Source organism: Brevundimonas sp., from assembly GCF_030656255.1.
In the GTDB taxonomy this organism is placed as follows: domain Bacteria; phylum Pseudomonadota; class Alphaproteobacteria; order Caulobacterales; family Caulobacteraceae; genus Brevundimonas.
The window spans coordinates 1-15,797 of record NZ_JAUSOE010000113.1 but is presented as its reverse complement, the minus strand read 5'-3'; the positions used below and the strand labels follow the sequence as shown (position 1 = coordinate 15,797).

The window sequence follows — 15,797 nt, the reverse complement described above, 5'->3', positions numbered from 1 at the left end:
AGCTGAAGCCCCGCATTCACTCGGTCAACTCACGCAAGATTTGACCTCAAGATTTACCCAAGGGCGCGGTTCCGCGCTACGAAAGACATAATGACCAATTCATCCAAGAGGCCGCCCGCCGGCCTGCCCGACAAAGACACCCTCCTCGCCTTCCTGCGCGAGGCCGGATCGGCCGAGAAGACCGATATCGCGCGCCACTTTGGCCTGAAGGGCGGCGACCGCCGGGCCTTGCGCGAAATGATCCGCGAACTCGAAGAAGAAGGAAAACTGGGCAAGCGCGGGCGCAAGGGCTTTTCCGAGGCCGGCGCCCTGCCCCCCGTCGGCGTGGCCGATGTGATCGAGCGCGACGCCGACGGCGAACTGTATGTCCGCCTGGTCGAGGCCAGCGCCGACGCGCCGCGCGCCATCCTGATGCCCGACAAGTCCAAGCCCGGCCCCGCGCCCGGCCTGGGAGACCGGGTTCTGGTCAAGTTCCAGCGCGGCGCGGACGGCTGGGAAGCCCGGCTGATCAAGAAGCTGGACGTCGGAACCAACCGCGTCCTGGGCGTCATCCGCAAGTCGGCGCGCGAGACCCGCGTCGAGCCGGTGGACCGTCGTTCCAAGGACGTGCTTCTCGTGCCCCAGGCCCAGTCCGGCGATCTGCGCGACGGCGACCTGGTCCTGGCCGCCATCGAAAAGGGCGAGCAGCGGTTCGGGCCCAAGCGCGGCAAGATCCTTGAACATATCGGTAAGGAGGACGATCCCCGCGCCGCCTCCCTGATCGCCATATACGCCCACGGCGTCCCGACCGGCTTCTCCGAGGCGGTCGAGCGCGAGGCCGAGGATCAGGCCCTGCCGACGCTGAAGGGGCGCGAAGACCTGCGCGAGGTTCCCTTCATCACCATCGACCCCGCCGATGCGCGCGACCACGACGACGCCGTCTATGCGGCGCGCGACGAGGATCCCAAGAACCCGAACGGCTGGATCGTCTGGGTCGCCATCGCCGACGTCGCCGCCTATGTCCGCCCAGGAACCCATCTGGACCGCGAGGCCCGCGACAAGGGCAACTCGACCTATTTCCCCGACCGTGTCGAGCCGATGCTGCCGGAGGTGCTGTCGAACGGTCTGTGCAGCCTGAAGGAGGGCGAGAACCGCGCCTGCCTGGCTGTGCGGATGGTCTTCGACAAGGACGGCCGAAAGACCGGCCACAAGTTCGTACGCGGCCTGATGCGGTCGCACGCCAAGCTCAGCTACGAACAGGCCCAGTCGGCCATCGACGGCCAGACCGACGACACGACCGGCCCGATCATGGAGGCCATCCTCTATCCGCTGTGGAACGCTTACCACGCCATGCTGAAGGGCCGGCTGAAGCGCAGCCCGCTGCAGATCGAATCGGCCGAGCGCCGCATCCGCATGGCCCCGGATGGCGGCATCGCCTCCATCGAGAAGCGCGCCTCGCTGGAGGCGCATCGGCTGATCGAAGAGATGATGATCCAAGCCAACGTCTGCGCCGCCGAGACGCTGGAGCAGAAGAAGACGCCGCTGATCTACCGCATCCACGACACGCCCAGCCAAGAAAAGATCTTCAACCTGGCCGACTTCCTGTCCACCATCGGCAAGCCGTGGAACAAGGGCGAGCCGGGCACGACCAAACGGTTCAACAAGCTGCTGGACGAGACGCGCGACACCGAACACGCCGATGTCGTCAACGAGGTCGTGCTGCGCAGCCAGATGCAGGCGATCTACAGCCCTGAGAACATCGGCCACTTCGGCCTGAACCTGGATCGCTACGCCCACTTCACCTCGCCGATCCGGCGCTATTCCGACCTGATCGTCCACCGCGGCCTGATCCGGGCGCTGGGGCTGGGCAAGGACGGGCTGACCGATCGCGAGATCGCCGAACTGCCCGCCATCGCCGAGGGCGTGACCATGACCGAGCGCCGGTCGATGGCCGCCGAGCGCGACGCCATGGACCGCTATATCGCCGCCTTCCTGGAGGACCGGGTCGGGGCCACCTTCACCGGGCGGATCACCGGCGTCACCCGCTTCGGCCTATTCATCCGGCTGGACGAGACGGGCGCCGACGGCCTGGCGCCGGTCTCGACCCTGGGCAGCGAATATTTCGCCCACGACGACCGCGCCCACGCCCTGGTCGGCGAACGCACCGGCAAGCGGTTCACCCTGGGCCGCAAGGTCGAGGTCAAGCTGATGGAGGCCACCCCCGTCACCGGCGGCCTGGTGTTCGAAATGCTCAGCGAGCCCGAACCCCGCGACCCCAACGCCCCGGCCCCGCGCTATGGCGTCCGGGGACGCGGCGGCGACGGCCCGCCGATGCGCGGCAAGGGTCGCCCCGGCGGTCCCAAGCCAGCAAAGCGCGGCAGGCCCTCAGGCGGGCTGAAGGGTGTGCGCAAGGGCAAGCGGAAGTAGTCGCCCATGGTCCCGGCGGAAACATTGCCAGCGCTCGCCCGCCTGAACGCGACGGAACGGGAACTGCTGCTTCTGCTGGGGCGAGGCCATACCGCCAAGTCCATTGCGACCATGAAAGACCTTTCGGTCGCTGCGGTTAACGAGCGATTCCGCTCCGCCCGACGCAAGACCGGCCTCGCCAGCAGTCGCGAGATCGCCCGGCTGCTGGTCGCCCAAGAAAATCGTGACGATTTAATCGATCTGGCCGCCGCCCCGAACCAAACCGCAAGCCTTCCTCGTCCCGACGCGCCGCCCTTCGGCCGCGCGTTCCTCACCAGACGATGGAGACTGATCGTGATCACCACAGCCCTGTTGGCCGCCGGCCTGCTGGCCTATCAGAGCGCCACGCCGCCGGTCGTTTCGCCACAACCATCGACCGGCGACGACCCCATCTCGAAAATCCTGGCGGGAATGCCGCCCTCGCCCGATATCGCCGCGCTTCATGCCGAGGCGACCGCGTTCTCGACCGACCAGGCGTGGTCTTCCGCCACAGAACAGACCTTGACGCAGCGCTACCGCGCCCTTCCGGGCTTCGAGAAAAGCATCGAAACTCTCAACGTGACCTGCGCCGCGACGCTTTGTGAAGTCGCCGGCAAGGCCCGTCCCGATGTGTCCAGCGACGACATGAATGTGGTCATGGAGGGCGTTCAGGAGTTGAACAGATCGGAGCCGAGCCTGCCGCTGGACTCGGTCGTCCACCACTTCAGCTCCACCGACGGCCCGTCCTCCGCCGCCCTGTTCGTCTCCTACTGGCGTCGAAAGACCTGACCTGGCCAGGGAGCGCCTTGCCCCCCACCGCGTCTCGGTTCATTGAATCGGGTATGCCGACCGCCCCCTTCGACGCCGCCCAGGATCTGGCCGACGCCCCGCGCGTCGGCGGCGCCCAGCGGCCCAAGGACGCCGCGACCCTGATTCTGACGCGGGGCGGGTCGCGGCCCGAGGTGCTGATGGGAAGACGGGCGCCAGGGCATGTCTTCATGGCGTCGAAGTGGGTGTTTCCTGGCGGGCGGATCGACCGGGCGGACTTCAGCGCCGCCGCAACGGGCGATCTGGCTTCCGATGTCGCGCGGCGGCTGGAGGCCGAGGTTCCCGCCCGCCGCGCTCGCGCCCTGGCCCTGACGGCGGTGCGGGAGACGTTCGAAGAAACCGGCCTGATCCTGGGGCGCGCCGCGCCCTCCGCCAGCGTCGCCGGACCGTGGCGGGAGTATCGTCAGGCGGGCGCCCTGCCCGATCTGTCCGTCCTGTCCTACATCGCCCGGGCCATCACCCCTCCGGGTCGCACACGGCGGTTCGACGCCCGCTTCTTCATGGCGCCGGCTGAGGCCCTGCTGAGCCCGGAACCGACCGCCGGGTCAGGCGAACTGGACGAGATCGCCTGGCTACCGCTGGACGAGGCTCGCGCCTTGGACCTGCCCGCCATCACCCGCTTCGTGCTGGGGGAGTTGGCCGAACGTCTGGAACAGCCGAACCGCCCACTGCCCTTCGTGCGGATGGTGCGGGGCCGCCACACGGTCGAACACAGGGACTGAGATGGCCGGATCTACGATCACCCTGCGCCTGACCATCGCCGACCCGGTCGCGGGCGTCGCCTACAGCTTGCAGGACAAGGCGAACATGCCGGTCGAGCCACGCGTCGCCGACGATGGTCCGATCCGCTTCGATGTCCCGGTCACCCTGTCCGACGACGGACGGCTGACCGGTCCCTTCGTGCGACGCGAAGGGCCGTCGCGACGTTTCGTCTATATCGCCATCGGTACATCGGCCGGACAGCACAGCGAATGGAGCCGTCGCGCCAAGATCGACGTCCACGACATTCCCGCCGACCTTCTGGCCCTGGCGCGCGATGGACGCGTGCTGGAAGCCATCCTACCCGGCCGCGCCCGCGACGGCGGTCCCGCCTGCGCCACCGTGCGACCGCTTCAGGCCTGGCGCGTCGTTTGATCCTTTAGTCGGCGACCGGCTTCGTCAGGTCGAACTCCACCCGAAAATGCCGATTCGGACGCCGCAGCTCATAGGCGAACATCCGATCCGGATGGACCTCCATCGCCCAGACATTGGTGGTCGAGACCGAGGCGTTGTTGGCGTTGAACAGGGCGATGGACTCGGCGTCCACCGGGAAGGCCTGCCGCTCGGCCGTGCCCGCCTCCGCCGTATCCCCGCCGTACCAGTGCAGGACGTCGGTCGTTCCATCCTCGTGCCGGTGATCATGTTTCAGCCGCAGGCCCGCGTCCGTCTTCGTCACCACCCAGGTCCGCGACCGATCCTCGCCCACGGCGAAGGGAATACGCACCTCGTCCGCCGAACAGTCGCGGACATGCATGATCAGACGTTGGCTGGCGAAGTTGGCGTCGGCCGCATCGGTCGTGACGACCCTGCCTTCGAATCGCTGGCCGCACAGGGTGTTGAGCCGCGCCAGGAAGGCGTCCTGCTCTGGCGTGGAAAAGGCGGACGCCGCGCCTGCGAAGGGCGCGGAAACAATGGCCAGGGCGGCGATGAAGGATGCGATTTTCATGCGACGACATTATATGTGCCTCGCGCCGCATCAACGTGGCATCGCGCCCGTTGACTTTGGGGCGATCCTGAGTATGTTCCGCGCCTCTTATTTTAAGCGGCTTTCGCCGTCGCAGAGGTAATTCCGATGGCCAAACCGGCTTCCATCAAGATCCGCCTGAACTCCACGGCCGACACCGGCTTCTTCTACGTCACCAAGAAGAACGCCCGCACCATGACCGAAAAAATGGTCGTCAAGAAGTACGACCCGGTCGTGCGCAAGCACGTCGACTTCAAGGAAGGCAAGATCAAGTAAGGGCTTAAGGCCCGGCGCCCCTCGCACGACCCGAGGGCGCCTTGATCTGCTACTGAAAATGAAACGCCCGGCGGTTATCCGCCGGGCGTTTTCAGTTGCTTGTCGTTCTTCTCGACACCGTCTGACGACAGAGCCAAACGACGTCAGGCCGCCTTGGCGACGACCTTGTTCCGACCGCCCGCCTTGGCCTCGTACACCCCTTCGTCGGCGCGTTTCAGCAGGGCTTCGGGCGTATCGCCGGCGCCGGTCGTGGCCGCGACCCCGATCGAGATGGTGATGGTCAGCAATTCCTTGCCGCCCATGACCCGGAAGGGCGCCGAGGCGATGTCCCGGCGAATCCGTTCCGCCACCATGCGCGCGTCTTCCAGGCTGGCGCCCGGCATGACCACCACGAACTCTTCCCCACCCATCCGGCACGGCACGTCCACCGCGCGGACATTGGTGGCCAGGCGCACCGCGAACTCGGCCAGGACCTCGTCGCCGGCGTCATGACCGAAGCCGTCGTTGACGGATTTGAAGTGGTCGATGTCCAGCACCAGCACCGCCACCGTCGCGCCTCCATGGGCGGCCCGCCCGACCAGGGCCTGCAACTGTCCGGTCATGTAGCGACGGTTATGCAGGCCGGTCAGGGCGTCGGTGACGGCCATCTCCAGGCTGCTGTCCAGCTTCTGACGCAGGAAATCGGTGTAGCGTTTGCGGCGGATCTGGGTGCGCGCGCGCGCCGAAAGCTCCTCGGGATCGATCGGCCGCGGCAGGATGTCGGCGGCGCCCAGTTCCAGCGCCTTGACCATGCGCGGCCGTTCCTTCGGCTCGACGATGGCCAGGACCGGGGCGCGACGCGCATCGCCCGACTTGGCCAGGGCCACGACCCGCAGCCCGTCGAAGCTCTCGGCGGCGACATTGACGATGATCAGGTCCAGCGGTCCCTTGGCGGCCGCCAAGGCGGCCTCCGGATCGGACTCTATGGAGACGCGGTGCTCGCGTCCCAGTTCGGCGGCGATCTTTGCGGCCTGGCTTGCATCGTCGTCGATGATCAAGACCCGGCCGCCCTCGCTGCGCAGCCGCTTGGCGCCCTCGCCGTCCACGCCCATGCGGCGGCTGCTTTCCTCGCGCTCGCGCAGTTCGTCCATCACCTGTTTCAATCGCGTCAGCGATTTGACGCGTGCGAACAGGACCACGTCGTCGATCGGCTTGGTCAGGAAGTCGTCGGCCCCCGCTTCCAGCCCGCGAATCCGGTCCTCGCGGCCGTCCAGCGCCGTCACCAGCACCACCGGTATGTGCCGCGTCTCCGCCCGCGCCTTCAGCCGCCGACAGGTCTCGAATCCGTCCATGCCGGGCATCATCACATCCAGCAGGATCATGTCCGGCTGATGCTCCGCCGCCAGATCCAGCGCGGTCGCCCCGTCATTGCAGGTCAGGACGTCGTAATATTCGATGGTCAGCTTGGCCTCGAGCAGACGGACGTTCACGTCCACGTCGTCGACCACCAAAATCCGCGCGCTCATCCCAGATGCTGCCGGATCGTTTCGAGGAAATGCATGACCGAAATCGGTTTGGAGATATAGGCCTCGCACCCGCCCTGGCGGATGCGTTCTTCGTCGCCCTTCATGGCGAAGGCCGTAACGGCGATCACCGGGATGTGGTTCAACTCCTCGTCGTCCTTCAGCCACTTGGTGACTTCGAGACCCGAGATTTCAGGCAGTTGAATATCCATCAGGATCAGGTCCGGATGATGCGCGCGCGCGAGAGCCAGAGCCTGCAGTCCCTCACGGGTCTGCAGGGTCTCGTAGCCCTGGGAATCGAGCAGATCATGAAAAAGCTTCATGTTCAGCTCGTTATCCTCGACGATGAGGACTTTCTTGGACATCATCACCTGACCTGCGGGGCCCCTCACAACGGGGCGCCTCGTGCGGTGGAATAGTGGGCGCCCAGTCTTAAGTTGGGGTGAAGCCAAGGTTACGGAGACCTTAAGCGTGGCCATGAAGGCCGTCTGCCGCGACTGCCTGTGGACCGGCGCCGACCCCGCCGGACCGCCGGACCGTCGCTGCCCGTCATGCGGCTCGCGCCGTATTGTCGCCGATCCGGAACTGGACCAGTTGTCCATCGCCCACATGGACTGCGACGCCTTCTACGCCTCGGTGGAGAAGCGTGATCGGCCCGAACTGCGCGACAAGCCGGTCATCGTCGGCGGCGGCAAGCGCGGCGTGGTCTCCACCGCCTGCTATATCGCGCGCCAGTACGGCGTCGGCAGCGCTATGCCGATGTTCAAGGCGCTGAAGGCCTGTCCAGAGGCCGTGGTGATCAAGCCGAACTTCGCCAAATACGTCTTTGAGTCGGAACGCATCCTCGGCGCCCTGGGCCGGCTGACGCCCCTGATCCAGCCGCTGTCGCTGGACGAGGCCTGGGTGGACCTTTCGGGCACGGAGCGTCTGAACGGCGGCCCGCCCGCCTTCCAGTTGATTCGCTTCCAGAAACAGATCGAGGATGAAACCGGTCTGACCGTCTCCATCGGCCTGGCCCCCAACCGCTTCCTGGCCAAGATGGCGTCGGAGATGGACAAGCCGCGCGGTTTTTCGGTCGTCGGCGCCGCCAACGCCCAGGCCCTGCTGGCGCCCCGCCCCGTCACCGCCCTGCCCGGCGTCGGCCCGGTGTTCGGCAAGGCGCTGCGCAGCGACGGTTACGCCACCATCGGCGACCTGGCGAAGGCGGACCTGCGCGACCTGGTCAAACGCTACGGAGAATCCGGCCTGCGCTTGCACGACCTATCCCACGCCCGCGACGCCAGAGCGGTGAACCCCGAGCGCGACCGCAAAGGCATGAGCGCCGAGACCACCTTCAACGAAGACCTGAGCTCTCAGGAGGCGCTGGAGGCCGAGCTCTGGCCCCTGTGCGAGAAACTGGCGTCCAAGGCGCGCCGCGACGGCGTCGCCAGCCGTGTCCTGGTGCTGAAACTGCGGCGCAGCGATTTCAAGATCATCACCCGCCGCGTCAGCCTGGCCGACCCGATCCAGACCGCCCGCGCCCTGTTCGCCGCCGGCCGCGACCTGCTGAAGCCGGAACTGGGTCCGCCCTACCGGCTGATCGGCATCGGCATGGCCGACATCCAGGACGCCGACGACGCCCCAGCGGGCCTGTTCCAGACCTCTGAGACCCGGACCCTGAAAACCGAACGCGCCATCGACGCCCTGCGCGAAAAATTCGGCAAGGACGCCGTGGTGGCGGGGCGGGCGCTGAAGCCCTAGGAAGCGGCATGGATCTCGCCAAACGCGCCTACGACCACGGCTTTCGCCTGGACCCCATCGTCCGCAGCCTGCTGGACACCGACTTCTACAAGCTGCTGATGCTGCAGATGATCTGGCGCGAGCATCGCGACACGCCGGTCGTCTTCCAGGTCATCAACCGCACCCGGTCGGTTCGTCTGGCCGACGAGATCGACATCGGCGCCCTGCGCGAACAGCTGGACCACGCCCGCACCCTGGGCTTCACCAACAAGGAGTTGGTCTGGCTGGCGGGCAACAGCTTCTATGGGGTCAAACAGATCTTCTCGCCCGACTTCATCGCCTGGCTGACCGACTACCGGCTGCCCGACTATGACCTGTCGGTTCAGGACGGCCAATATGTCCTGACCTTCTCCGGGGCCTGGGCCGAGGTGACGCTGTGGGAGATTCCCGCCCTGGCGATCCTGAACGAGCTGCGCTGCCGGGTCGGTCTGCGGCGGCTGGGCCGGTTCGAGATGGATGTCCTTTATTCACGCGCCAAGACCCGGCTCTGGTCCAAGGTCGAACGGTTGCGGCGCCTGCCCGACCTGGCCCTGTCCGACTTCGGCACCCGTCGTCGCCACGGCTTCCTGTGGCAACGCTGGTGCATCCAGGCGCTGAAGGAGGGTCTGGGCCAGGCCTTTATCGGCACGTCCAATGTGCTTCACGCCATGGAGAACGACCTGGAGGCCATCGGCACCAATGGTCACGAACTGCCGATGGTTCTGGCCGCACTGGCCCCCGACGACGCGGCCCTGGCCCAAACCCCCTATGTGGTTCTGGACGAGTGGCGCAGGCATTACGCGGGCAATCTGCTGATCGTCCTGCCCGACGCCTTCGGCACCGAGGCCTTTCTGGATCAGGCGCCCGACTGGGTCGCCGACTGGACCGGCTTCCGGCCCGATTCGGCGCCGCCCATTGCAGCCGGCGAACGGCTGATCGAATGGTGGCGCGCCCACGGCCGCGACCCGAAGGAGAAGCTGCTGATCTTCTCGGACGGCATGGACATCGACGGCATCGAAGCCGCCCACGCCCATTTCCACGGCCGCGCCCGCCTCAGCTTCGGCTGGGGCACCAATCTGACCAATGACTTCCGCGACTGCTCGCCGGCCTTCGCGCCGGAACTGGAGCCCATCTCCCTGGTCTGCAAGGTGGTCGAGGCCGGCGGCCGACCGGCCGTCAAACTGTCGGACAATCCGGAAAAGGCCGTCGGCGATCCGGCCGAGATCGAACGCTATCGCCGCGTCTTCGGCGTGCGCGGCCTGACCGCCCAGCCCGTCGTCGTCTGAAACCCGGCCTTAAGCCCGTTCGGCCATAAGGGCGGGATGAACGCCTTCATCGACAAGATGCGCCGCCGCGCCGGCCGCTACCTCGACGTCCGCGCCGAGATGATCCAGCCCGCGCGGGGCGTCCTCAGCCTGTCGTTCGACGACATCCCCGCCTCGGCCTGGCTAGAGGCCGGGCCGATCCTGGCCGAGCATGGCGTCAAGGCCACCTATTATGTCTGCGGCGGGCTGGCCGGCGGTCGCAATCTGAATCTGCCCCAGTTCGAGACCGAACATCTCCAGGCCCTGCACGAGGCCGGGCACGAGGTCGGCTGCCATACTTATGAACATGTCTCGACCCTGACCCTGTCGCCCGCCGAACTGGACGCCAGCCTGGCCCGTAACGCCGCCTGGGTGTCGGAACGGCTGGACGACTATCAGATGCTCAGCTTCGCCTATCCGTTCGGCGACTGCGCTCTTGGGGCCAAGCCGGTGATCGACCGGCGCTTCCTGTGCGGGCGCGGCGTGCGCGACGGGATCAACGCCGGCCGCGTGGACCGCAATCTGTTGCAGGCCGTCGGGCTGGAGAGCCGCCGCCTGCCCGGCTATGATCTGGAACAGTTGGTCGCGAACACGGCGGCGTCGAAAGGCTGGCTGATCGCCTACGGCCACGACGTCAGCGACGCCCCCACCCCCTACGGCTGCCGCCCCGAAGACATCGACCGCCTGATCCGCCTGGCCAAGACCGCCGATCTGGACATACAGCCGGTCGCGGCGGCGTGGGGAATGGCGGCTTATTAGCCCCCTCCCGCCGTCATTCTAGGGCTTGTGACTACGCTTGATGAGAAGCGGTCTCTTACGCCTTCCTCCGATCCGCCCAGGCGATCAGTTGCTTCCTCGGCCAAACCATCAGCCATGACCGCGCGGTATAGTCGCCGCTGTCGATCAGCGCCTTGCGCGACGCCGAGGCCGTGCCGGCCCGTTCGGTGTGGATCTCGCCCGGTCCCTGATGGACCATGAAGGCGCCGCCCTTCAGCGGGTTCAGTCGCAGGTGCGCCAGGCGCGGGCTGATCTCGGTCAGGGGCGGATCATAGAACCAGCTGGAGCCGATCATCCCGGCCAGCTCCGGCCGCGCGCGGCACAGTTCGGCCGCCGTCGCCCAGGCCTCGTTCCAGCCGTCCTCGTTGAAACCCCGCAGCCAGCGGCTCTCGGTATGGACCTCCAGCCAGGGCGCACGTTTGGCGCCCGCCGCCAGATACCGGAACAGCGGGCCGAAGCCCCAACCCTCGCGCACATGTTTGACGATCTGCCCCGGCCCGACCGGCGAACTGAGGTCAATCACCTGGCTCTTGGCCCCCGGCACGCTGAGCGCCAGGGAAAAACGCACATCCTTGGACCAGTGGTCGAAGTCGTAATCCCCCTCGGCCTTGCTCAGGTACGCCGCCAACTGGTCGATCCAGTAGGGATAAAGCGTCAGGACCTCGGCCGGCAGGACCATGGCCTTCACCCGGTCCGGCAGACCCAGGGCCCAGGCCGCGACCAGGCCACGTCGCACGTCGTCCGACACGCCCTGCCCCAGCAGGGCGTCCACCGCCTTGGCCGGCATTTCGAAATCCCAGTGGGGCGCCGCCTCGGCGGCTCTGGCCGCCGCCGGCTCCAAGGCCGCGTCCACGCGCGCCCGGCCCTCGGGCGACAGCCGCGCCAGAACGGCCTCGAAGGCGGAGACGTCGGGGGTCAGGTGCAGATCCATGGACGACACCATGACACGGCCCGGTTGGCGAAGCTTTAAAGCCGCGCGCCCCGTGACGCCGCCCTTGCGCCGCGCTAAACCGCCGACCAGATCAAGGAGACATCATGAGCATCGACGCCCGCATCGCCGAACTCGGCATCAGCCTGCCGGAACCCGCCAAGGCGGTGGCCAACTATGTGCCCTTCGTCCAGGCGGGCGCCCTGGTCCATATCTCGGGCCAGTTGTCGAACGACGCCTCGGGCGGGGTCAAGGGCACGGTCGGCGTGGACGTGACGCCGGACCAGGCCAACGCCGCCGCCCGCCTGTGCGGAATCAATCTGCTGGCCCAGATCAAGGCCGCCTGCGACGGCGACCTGAGCCGCGTCGTGCGGATCGTGAAGCTGGGCGGCTTCGTCCAGGCCGGTCCGAATTTCGAAGCCATTCCCGCCGTCATCAACGGCTGCTCGGACCTGATGGTCGAGGTGTTCGGCGACGCCGGCCGCCACGCCCGCTCGGCCGTCGGCGTCTACAAGCTGCCGCTCGGCTTCGCCGTCGAGATCGACGCCGTCGTGGAGATCCGCTGATCTTCCAGATCTCGGTCCACGAAGGGATCGCCGACATCGGCCGCGAGGCCTGGGACGCCTGCGCGCGTCCCACCGGCGATCCCTTCGTCTCCTATGATTTCCTACACGCCTGCGAGGCCTCCGGCAGCGCGGCCCCGCAGGAAGGCTGGGCGCCGCGCCACCTGGCCCTGCGTGACGATGAAAACGCCGTCCTCGGCGTCATGCCCCTCTATCTGAAGGGCCACAGCCAGGGCGAATACGTCTTCGACCACAGCTGGGCCGACGCCTACGAGCGCGCCGGCGGCCGCTATTATCCCAAGCTTCTCGGCGCCGTGCCCTTCACTCCGGCGACCGGGCCGCGGTTCCTGCATCATCCCGACACCGACGCCGCGACGGTGCGCCAGGCCCTGCTTCAAGGCGCCCTGACCCTGGTGGAGCGGATGGGGGTCTCGTCCCTGCACGTCAACTTCCCGACCGAGATCGAATGGACGGACATCGCCCAGGCCGGCCTGCTGCCCCGTCAGGACATCCAGTTCATCTGGCGCAATGACGGCTATCAAACCTTCGACGACTTCCTGGCCGCCCTGTCGGCCAACCGGCGCAAGACCATCCGCCGCGAACGCCGCGACGCCCAGGCCGATCTCGACATCCGCATCCTGACCGGCGCCGACATCACCGAGGCCCATTGGGACGCCTTCTTCGCGTTCTACATGGACACGGGCGACCGCAAATGGGGCCGTCCCTATCTGACGCGGGACTTCTTCACCCGTGTCGGCGCGACCATGGCGGACCGGATCGCCCTGGTCATGGCCTTCCGCGACGAAACGCCCATCGCCGGCGCACTGAACTTCATCGGCCGCGACGCCCTGTACGGCCGCCAGTGGGGCACGCTGGAAGACGTGCCCTTCCTGCATTTCGAGCTCTGCTATTATCAGGCGATCGAGTTCGCCATCGCGCGCGGTCTGTCCCGCGTCGAGGCGGGCGCCCAGGGCGAGCACAAGATCGCGCGCGGCTATCTGCCATCGCCGGTCTATTCCGCCCATTTCATCGCCGACCCGGCGTTGCGCGGTCCGGTGGCCGACTATCTGCGGCGGGAAGGCCCGGCCGTCGAGGCTCAACGGCTGGAGATGACCGAGGAACTGTCACCCTTCAAAAAGGAAGGCTAACGTCCTGCTCTAAGCCGGCTTCTGCGCCCATAGATGATACATGCCGGCGAACAGGGTCGGCCGTTGGATCTCCAGCCGGTCCCAAAGATCCAGATCTAGCGGATCGGCCGCACCGAAAGCGGCCCTGAACGCCGCAATCGCCTCGGGCGGCGCCTCGAAGCCGACCAGCCGCAACCCCGCCCCAGCGATCAGTTCGCCCAGCTGCGGCGGCGTATAGGCCTGCTCCTGCACATGAAAGACCAGGTCGCGACAACCGCTGAGGCTGTAGAAGTCCGTGCTCTCCTTGAGCACCGCCAGCGGGGCGTCGTCAGGCAGGGCCAGCACATGGGACCGGAAGGCGCGAATGTCGGCCTCGACCGGCGTCCAGCCCCGCGCCCGGATCAGATCCTGCGCCGCCCGCACCACCGCCCGCGCCCGCTCACTATAGAGGCCCAGTCGCACCACCCCGCCCGGCCGCGTGACGCCGGCCAACCGCGCCAGCCCGTCCTGCGGTCGCGCCATATGGTGGATCACCCCGGTGCTGACGACGACGTCGAATCGGAGTTCGGCCGGGTCCAGCGCGAGAATATCGCCTTGAACGAAGCGGATCCGGTCCAGCCCGAGGTCCTGCGCCACCCGCATCCCGTGCCCCAGGCTGGTCCGGCTCAGGTCCATGGCCGTGATCGTCAGCGAGGGGTCCATCCGGGCCAGGTCGATGGGCTCGAACCCCGTGCCGCAGCCCGCCACCAGAAGCGTATCGGCTCGTCCGTCGAACGCCCGTCGATCCAATCCAGGCAGAGCCGCAACGACCTCACGCATTGAACGGAGCTGCGGAGCAGGCGGCGCCGACCAGCGGGGATAAGGATTGGTCTCATACTGCGCCTTCACCGCCTCCGACACGGCGTCGGACGTGCCCGACTGAACGCGCGTCAGGACCGGGGCCGAGGCCCCCAACGCCCGTTCGCGGGCCGGTTCTTCTATGGTCCGTCTTGCCAACAGGGCCTGGATCGGGCCGTCGCCCAGGCCCGCCGCCTCGGCCGCCGTCAGGGGCCGGGACAAGGCCGCCAGGACGCCCGCCTCCTCCACCGGCGCCGCCGCGTAGTCGGACGCGAAACCTTGAAGCGCCAATGCGCAGAACAGCGCGCGGATCGGGGGCTCACCCCCCTCCCCCGACGCCTCAAACGTCGCAACCAGCCTCGCTCGCACGGCGTCCAGCCGCGCCTCCATCGCCGCGCTGACGTTCAGACACCGCGACAGAAACCCCAGCCAAAGCGGATCGTTTCCCATGACCGCCAGCGTCGCCGCCGCGCCGTCGAACGCCGGCTGTTTCAACAACAGGGTCTCGGCCGTCACCCGCGCCAGGGTCTGGGCGTCCACGCCCGGCGCCGCCAGACAGGCCAACAGGTCCCGCTCCAGCGCCGGATGACAGGCGTTCGGCTTCAACCCGGACAGCAGCCGCGCCAAAACCGGCGCGACCCGCCCCTGCAGATCCGCATCGCCCGCCGCCATGGCCTGGCTCAGCAGTTGGGCCGCCACGCCGGGATCGCCGCGCTCGGCCAGGAACACCCCCAACCCCGCCAGCCCGTGCGCGAAGTCCGGCGCAGCCTTCAGACTCGCCTTGTAGGCGGCGAAAGCGCCGTGGAGATCGCCCTGCGCCAGACGCCGTTCCGCCTCCGCGACCTGAGCCGCCGCCACTTCGATCTGTTCCGCCCCTCGCATCGCCCCACTATGCCGCCGGTCGTCACGCCGCGCATGAAAAAAGGCCCGGACGTCGCCGTCCGGGCCTTTTCACTTTCACCGATCCTGGCGGATCAGGCCGTCTCTTCTTCCTCCGACTTCGCAGGAACGCCGCCAGCGCTCTTGATGTCGAAGTCGATCTTGCCGTCCTTCAGCTGGACCTTGACGTGCCCGCCGCGCGTCAGACGCCCGAACAGGATGTCGTCGGCCAGCGGCTTCTTGATCGAATCCTGGATGACCCGCGCCAGAGGACGCGCGCCATACAGTTCGTCGAAGCCGTTCTTGGCCAGCCAGTCGGCCGCCTCGTCGGTCAGTTCGATGGTGATGTTGCGATCCGCCAGCTGGGCTTCCAGCTGAAGGATGAACTTGGTCACCACCGAGCGGATCGTGTCGGCCTGCAGCGGCTTGAAGGCCACAATGGCGTCCAGACGGTTCCTGAACTCCGGCGCGAACAGGCGTTGTATGGCCTTGTCGTCCTCGCCCTCGACCTTGCCGCGGCCGAAGCCGATGGAGGCGCGGGCGTTGTCGGCGGCGCCGGCGTTGGTGGTCATGATCAGGATGACGTTCCTGAAGTCCACCTTCTTGCCGACCGCATCGGTCAGCATGCCGTTGTCCATCACCTGCAGCAGGATGTTGTACACATCCGGGTGCGCCTTCTCGATCTCGTCCAGCAGCACCACTGAGTGCGGGTGCTGATCGACGGCGTCGGTCAGCAGACCGCCTTGGTCATGGCCGACATAGCCGGGAGGCGCCCCGATCAGGCGACTGACGGTGTGGCGCTCCATATATTCCGACATGTCGAAACGCTGCATCTCGATGCCCAGAGTGGCCGAGAGTTGCTTGGCGACCT

16 protein-coding genes are annotated in these 15,797 nt (G+C 67.3%); 10 read left to right on the top strand and 6 right to left on the bottom strand.

Annotated elements, in window-relative coordinates:
* Positions 1-90 precede the first annotated feature (90 nt).
* The 4 genes from rnr to Q7J26_RS11720 are packed head-to-tail and all read left to right on the top strand — an operon-like array spanning position 91 to position 4,386.
* Positions 91-2,406: a ribonuclease R gene (gene rnr / locus Q7J26_RS11735; protein WP_304936603.1), complete on the top strand. Its 2,316-nt coding sequence runs from the start codon at positions 91-93 to the stop codon at positions 2,404-2,406.
* Between the two features lie 6 nt (positions 2,407-2,412).
* Positions 2,413-3,213: a hypothetical protein gene (locus Q7J26_RS11730; RefSeq protein WP_304936602.1), complete on the top strand. Its 801-nt coding sequence runs from the start codon at positions 2,413-2,415 to the stop codon at positions 3,211-3,213.
* A gap of 53 nt (positions 3,214-3,266) precedes the next feature.
* Positions 3,267-3,974, top strand: coding sequence for an NUDIX hydrolase (locus tag Q7J26_RS11725; RefSeq protein WP_304936601.1), 708 nt, complete (start codon positions 3,267-3,269; stop codon positions 3,972-3,974).
* 1 nt (position 3,975) lies between these two features.
* Entirely contained in the window at positions 3,976-4,386 is a 411-nt protein-coding gene (locus tag Q7J26_RS11720; RefSeq protein ID WP_304936600.1) for a DUF5990 family protein, read from the top strand.
* Between the two features lie 4 nt (positions 4,387-4,390).
* Here the strand turns inward: Q7J26_RS11720 and Q7J26_RS11715 are convergent, their stop codons facing one another.
* Positions 4,391-4,957 carry a hypothetical protein gene (locus Q7J26_RS11715; RefSeq protein ID WP_304936599.1) on the bottom strand — a complete coding sequence of 189 codons (567 nt, stop codon included), beginning with the start codon at positions 4,955-4,957 and terminating at the stop codon, positions 4,391-4,393.
* 126 nt (positions 4,958-5,083) lie between these two features.
* Between Q7J26_RS11715 and rpmG the strand changes: the two genes are divergently transcribed.
* Positions 5,084-5,251: a 50S ribosomal protein L33 gene (gene rpmG / locus Q7J26_RS11710; protein ID WP_008262536.1), complete on the top strand. Its 168-nt coding sequence runs from the start codon at positions 5,084-5,086 to the stop codon at positions 5,249-5,251.
* A 143-nt stretch (positions 5,252-5,394) separates the two neighbouring features.
* Here the strand turns inward: rpmG and Q7J26_RS11705 are convergent, their stop codons facing one another.
* Entirely contained in the window at positions 5,395-6,756 is a 1,362-nt protein-coding gene (locus Q7J26_RS11705) for a PleD family two-component system response regulator (RefSeq protein ID WP_304936598.1), read from the bottom strand.
* Complete coding sequence (locus Q7J26_RS11700; RefSeq protein WP_164952723.1) at positions 6,753-7,118, bottom strand: response regulator; 366 nt, start codon at positions 7,116-7,118, stop codon at positions 6,753-6,755. Before Q7J26_RS11700 ends, Q7J26_RS11705 begins: the two co-directional genes overlap by 4 nt.
* A 112-nt stretch (positions 7,119-7,230) precedes the next feature.
* On the opposite strand from Q7J26_RS11700, the gene Q7J26_RS11695 reads away from it, so the two are divergent.
* From Q7J26_RS11695 to Q7J26_RS11685, 3 genes are read left to right on the top strand one after another with little or no spacing between them, the layout of a single operon-like run.
* The gene (locus tag Q7J26_RS11695; RefSeq protein ID WP_304936616.1) at positions 7,231-8,493 is read left to right on the top strand and encodes a DNA polymerase IV; all 1,263 of its coding nucleotides are present in this window, start codon (positions 7,231-7,233) and stop codon (positions 8,491-8,493) included.
* Positions 8,494-8,501: 8 nt separating this feature from the next.
* Positions 8,502-9,797 carry a nicotinate phosphoribosyltransferase gene (locus Q7J26_RS11690; protein WP_304936597.1) on the top strand — a complete coding sequence of 432 codons (1,296 nt, stop codon included), beginning with the start codon at positions 8,502-8,504 and terminating at the stop codon, positions 9,795-9,797.
* A 36-nt stretch (positions 9,798-9,833) separates the two neighbouring features.
* On the top strand, positions 9,834-10,574 hold the full coding sequence (locus Q7J26_RS11685; protein ID WP_304936596.1) for a polysaccharide deacetylase family protein: 741 nt from the start codon (positions 9,834-9,836) through the stop codon (positions 10,572-10,574).
* 55 nt (positions 10,575-10,629) lie between these two features.
* On the opposite strand, the gene Q7J26_RS11680 is transcribed toward Q7J26_RS11685, so the two are convergent.
* Positions 10,630-11,523, bottom strand: a complete 894-nt coding sequence (locus Q7J26_RS11680; RefSeq protein WP_304936595.1) for a hypothetical protein — start codon at positions 11,521-11,523, stop codon at positions 10,630-10,632.
* 104 nt (positions 11,524-11,627) lie between these two features.
* Here Q7J26_RS11680 and Q7J26_RS11675 point away from each other — a divergent pair, with 104 nt between their 5' ends.
* Positions 11,628-12,086 (top strand): RidA family protein, encoded by a 459-nt coding sequence (locus Q7J26_RS11675; protein ID WP_304936594.1) that lies wholly within the window; start codon positions 11,628-11,630, stop codon positions 12,084-12,086.
* Positions 12,083-13,231 carry a GNAT family N-acetyltransferase gene (locus Q7J26_RS11670; RefSeq protein WP_304936615.1) on the top strand — a complete coding sequence of 383 codons (1,149 nt, stop codon included), beginning with the start codon at positions 12,083-12,085 and terminating at the stop codon, positions 13,229-13,231. Before Q7J26_RS11675 ends, Q7J26_RS11670 begins: the two co-directional genes overlap by 4 nt.
* A gap of 9 nt (positions 13,232-13,240) precedes the next feature.
* Here Q7J26_RS11670 and Q7J26_RS11665 read toward each other — a convergent pair whose 3' ends face one another.
* A complete protein-coding gene (locus Q7J26_RS11665; protein ID WP_304936593.1) occupies positions 13,241-14,929 on the bottom strand; it encodes a bifunctional 2-polyprenyl-6-hydroxyphenol methylase/3-demethylubiquinol 3-O-methyltransferase UbiG in 1,689 nt (562 codons plus the stop codon).
* A 92-nt stretch (positions 14,930-15,021) separates the two neighbouring features.
* The coding region (locus tag Q7J26_RS11660; protein ID WP_304936592.1) for an AAA family ATPase at positions 15,022-15,797 on the bottom strand (776 nt) is incomplete at its 5' end.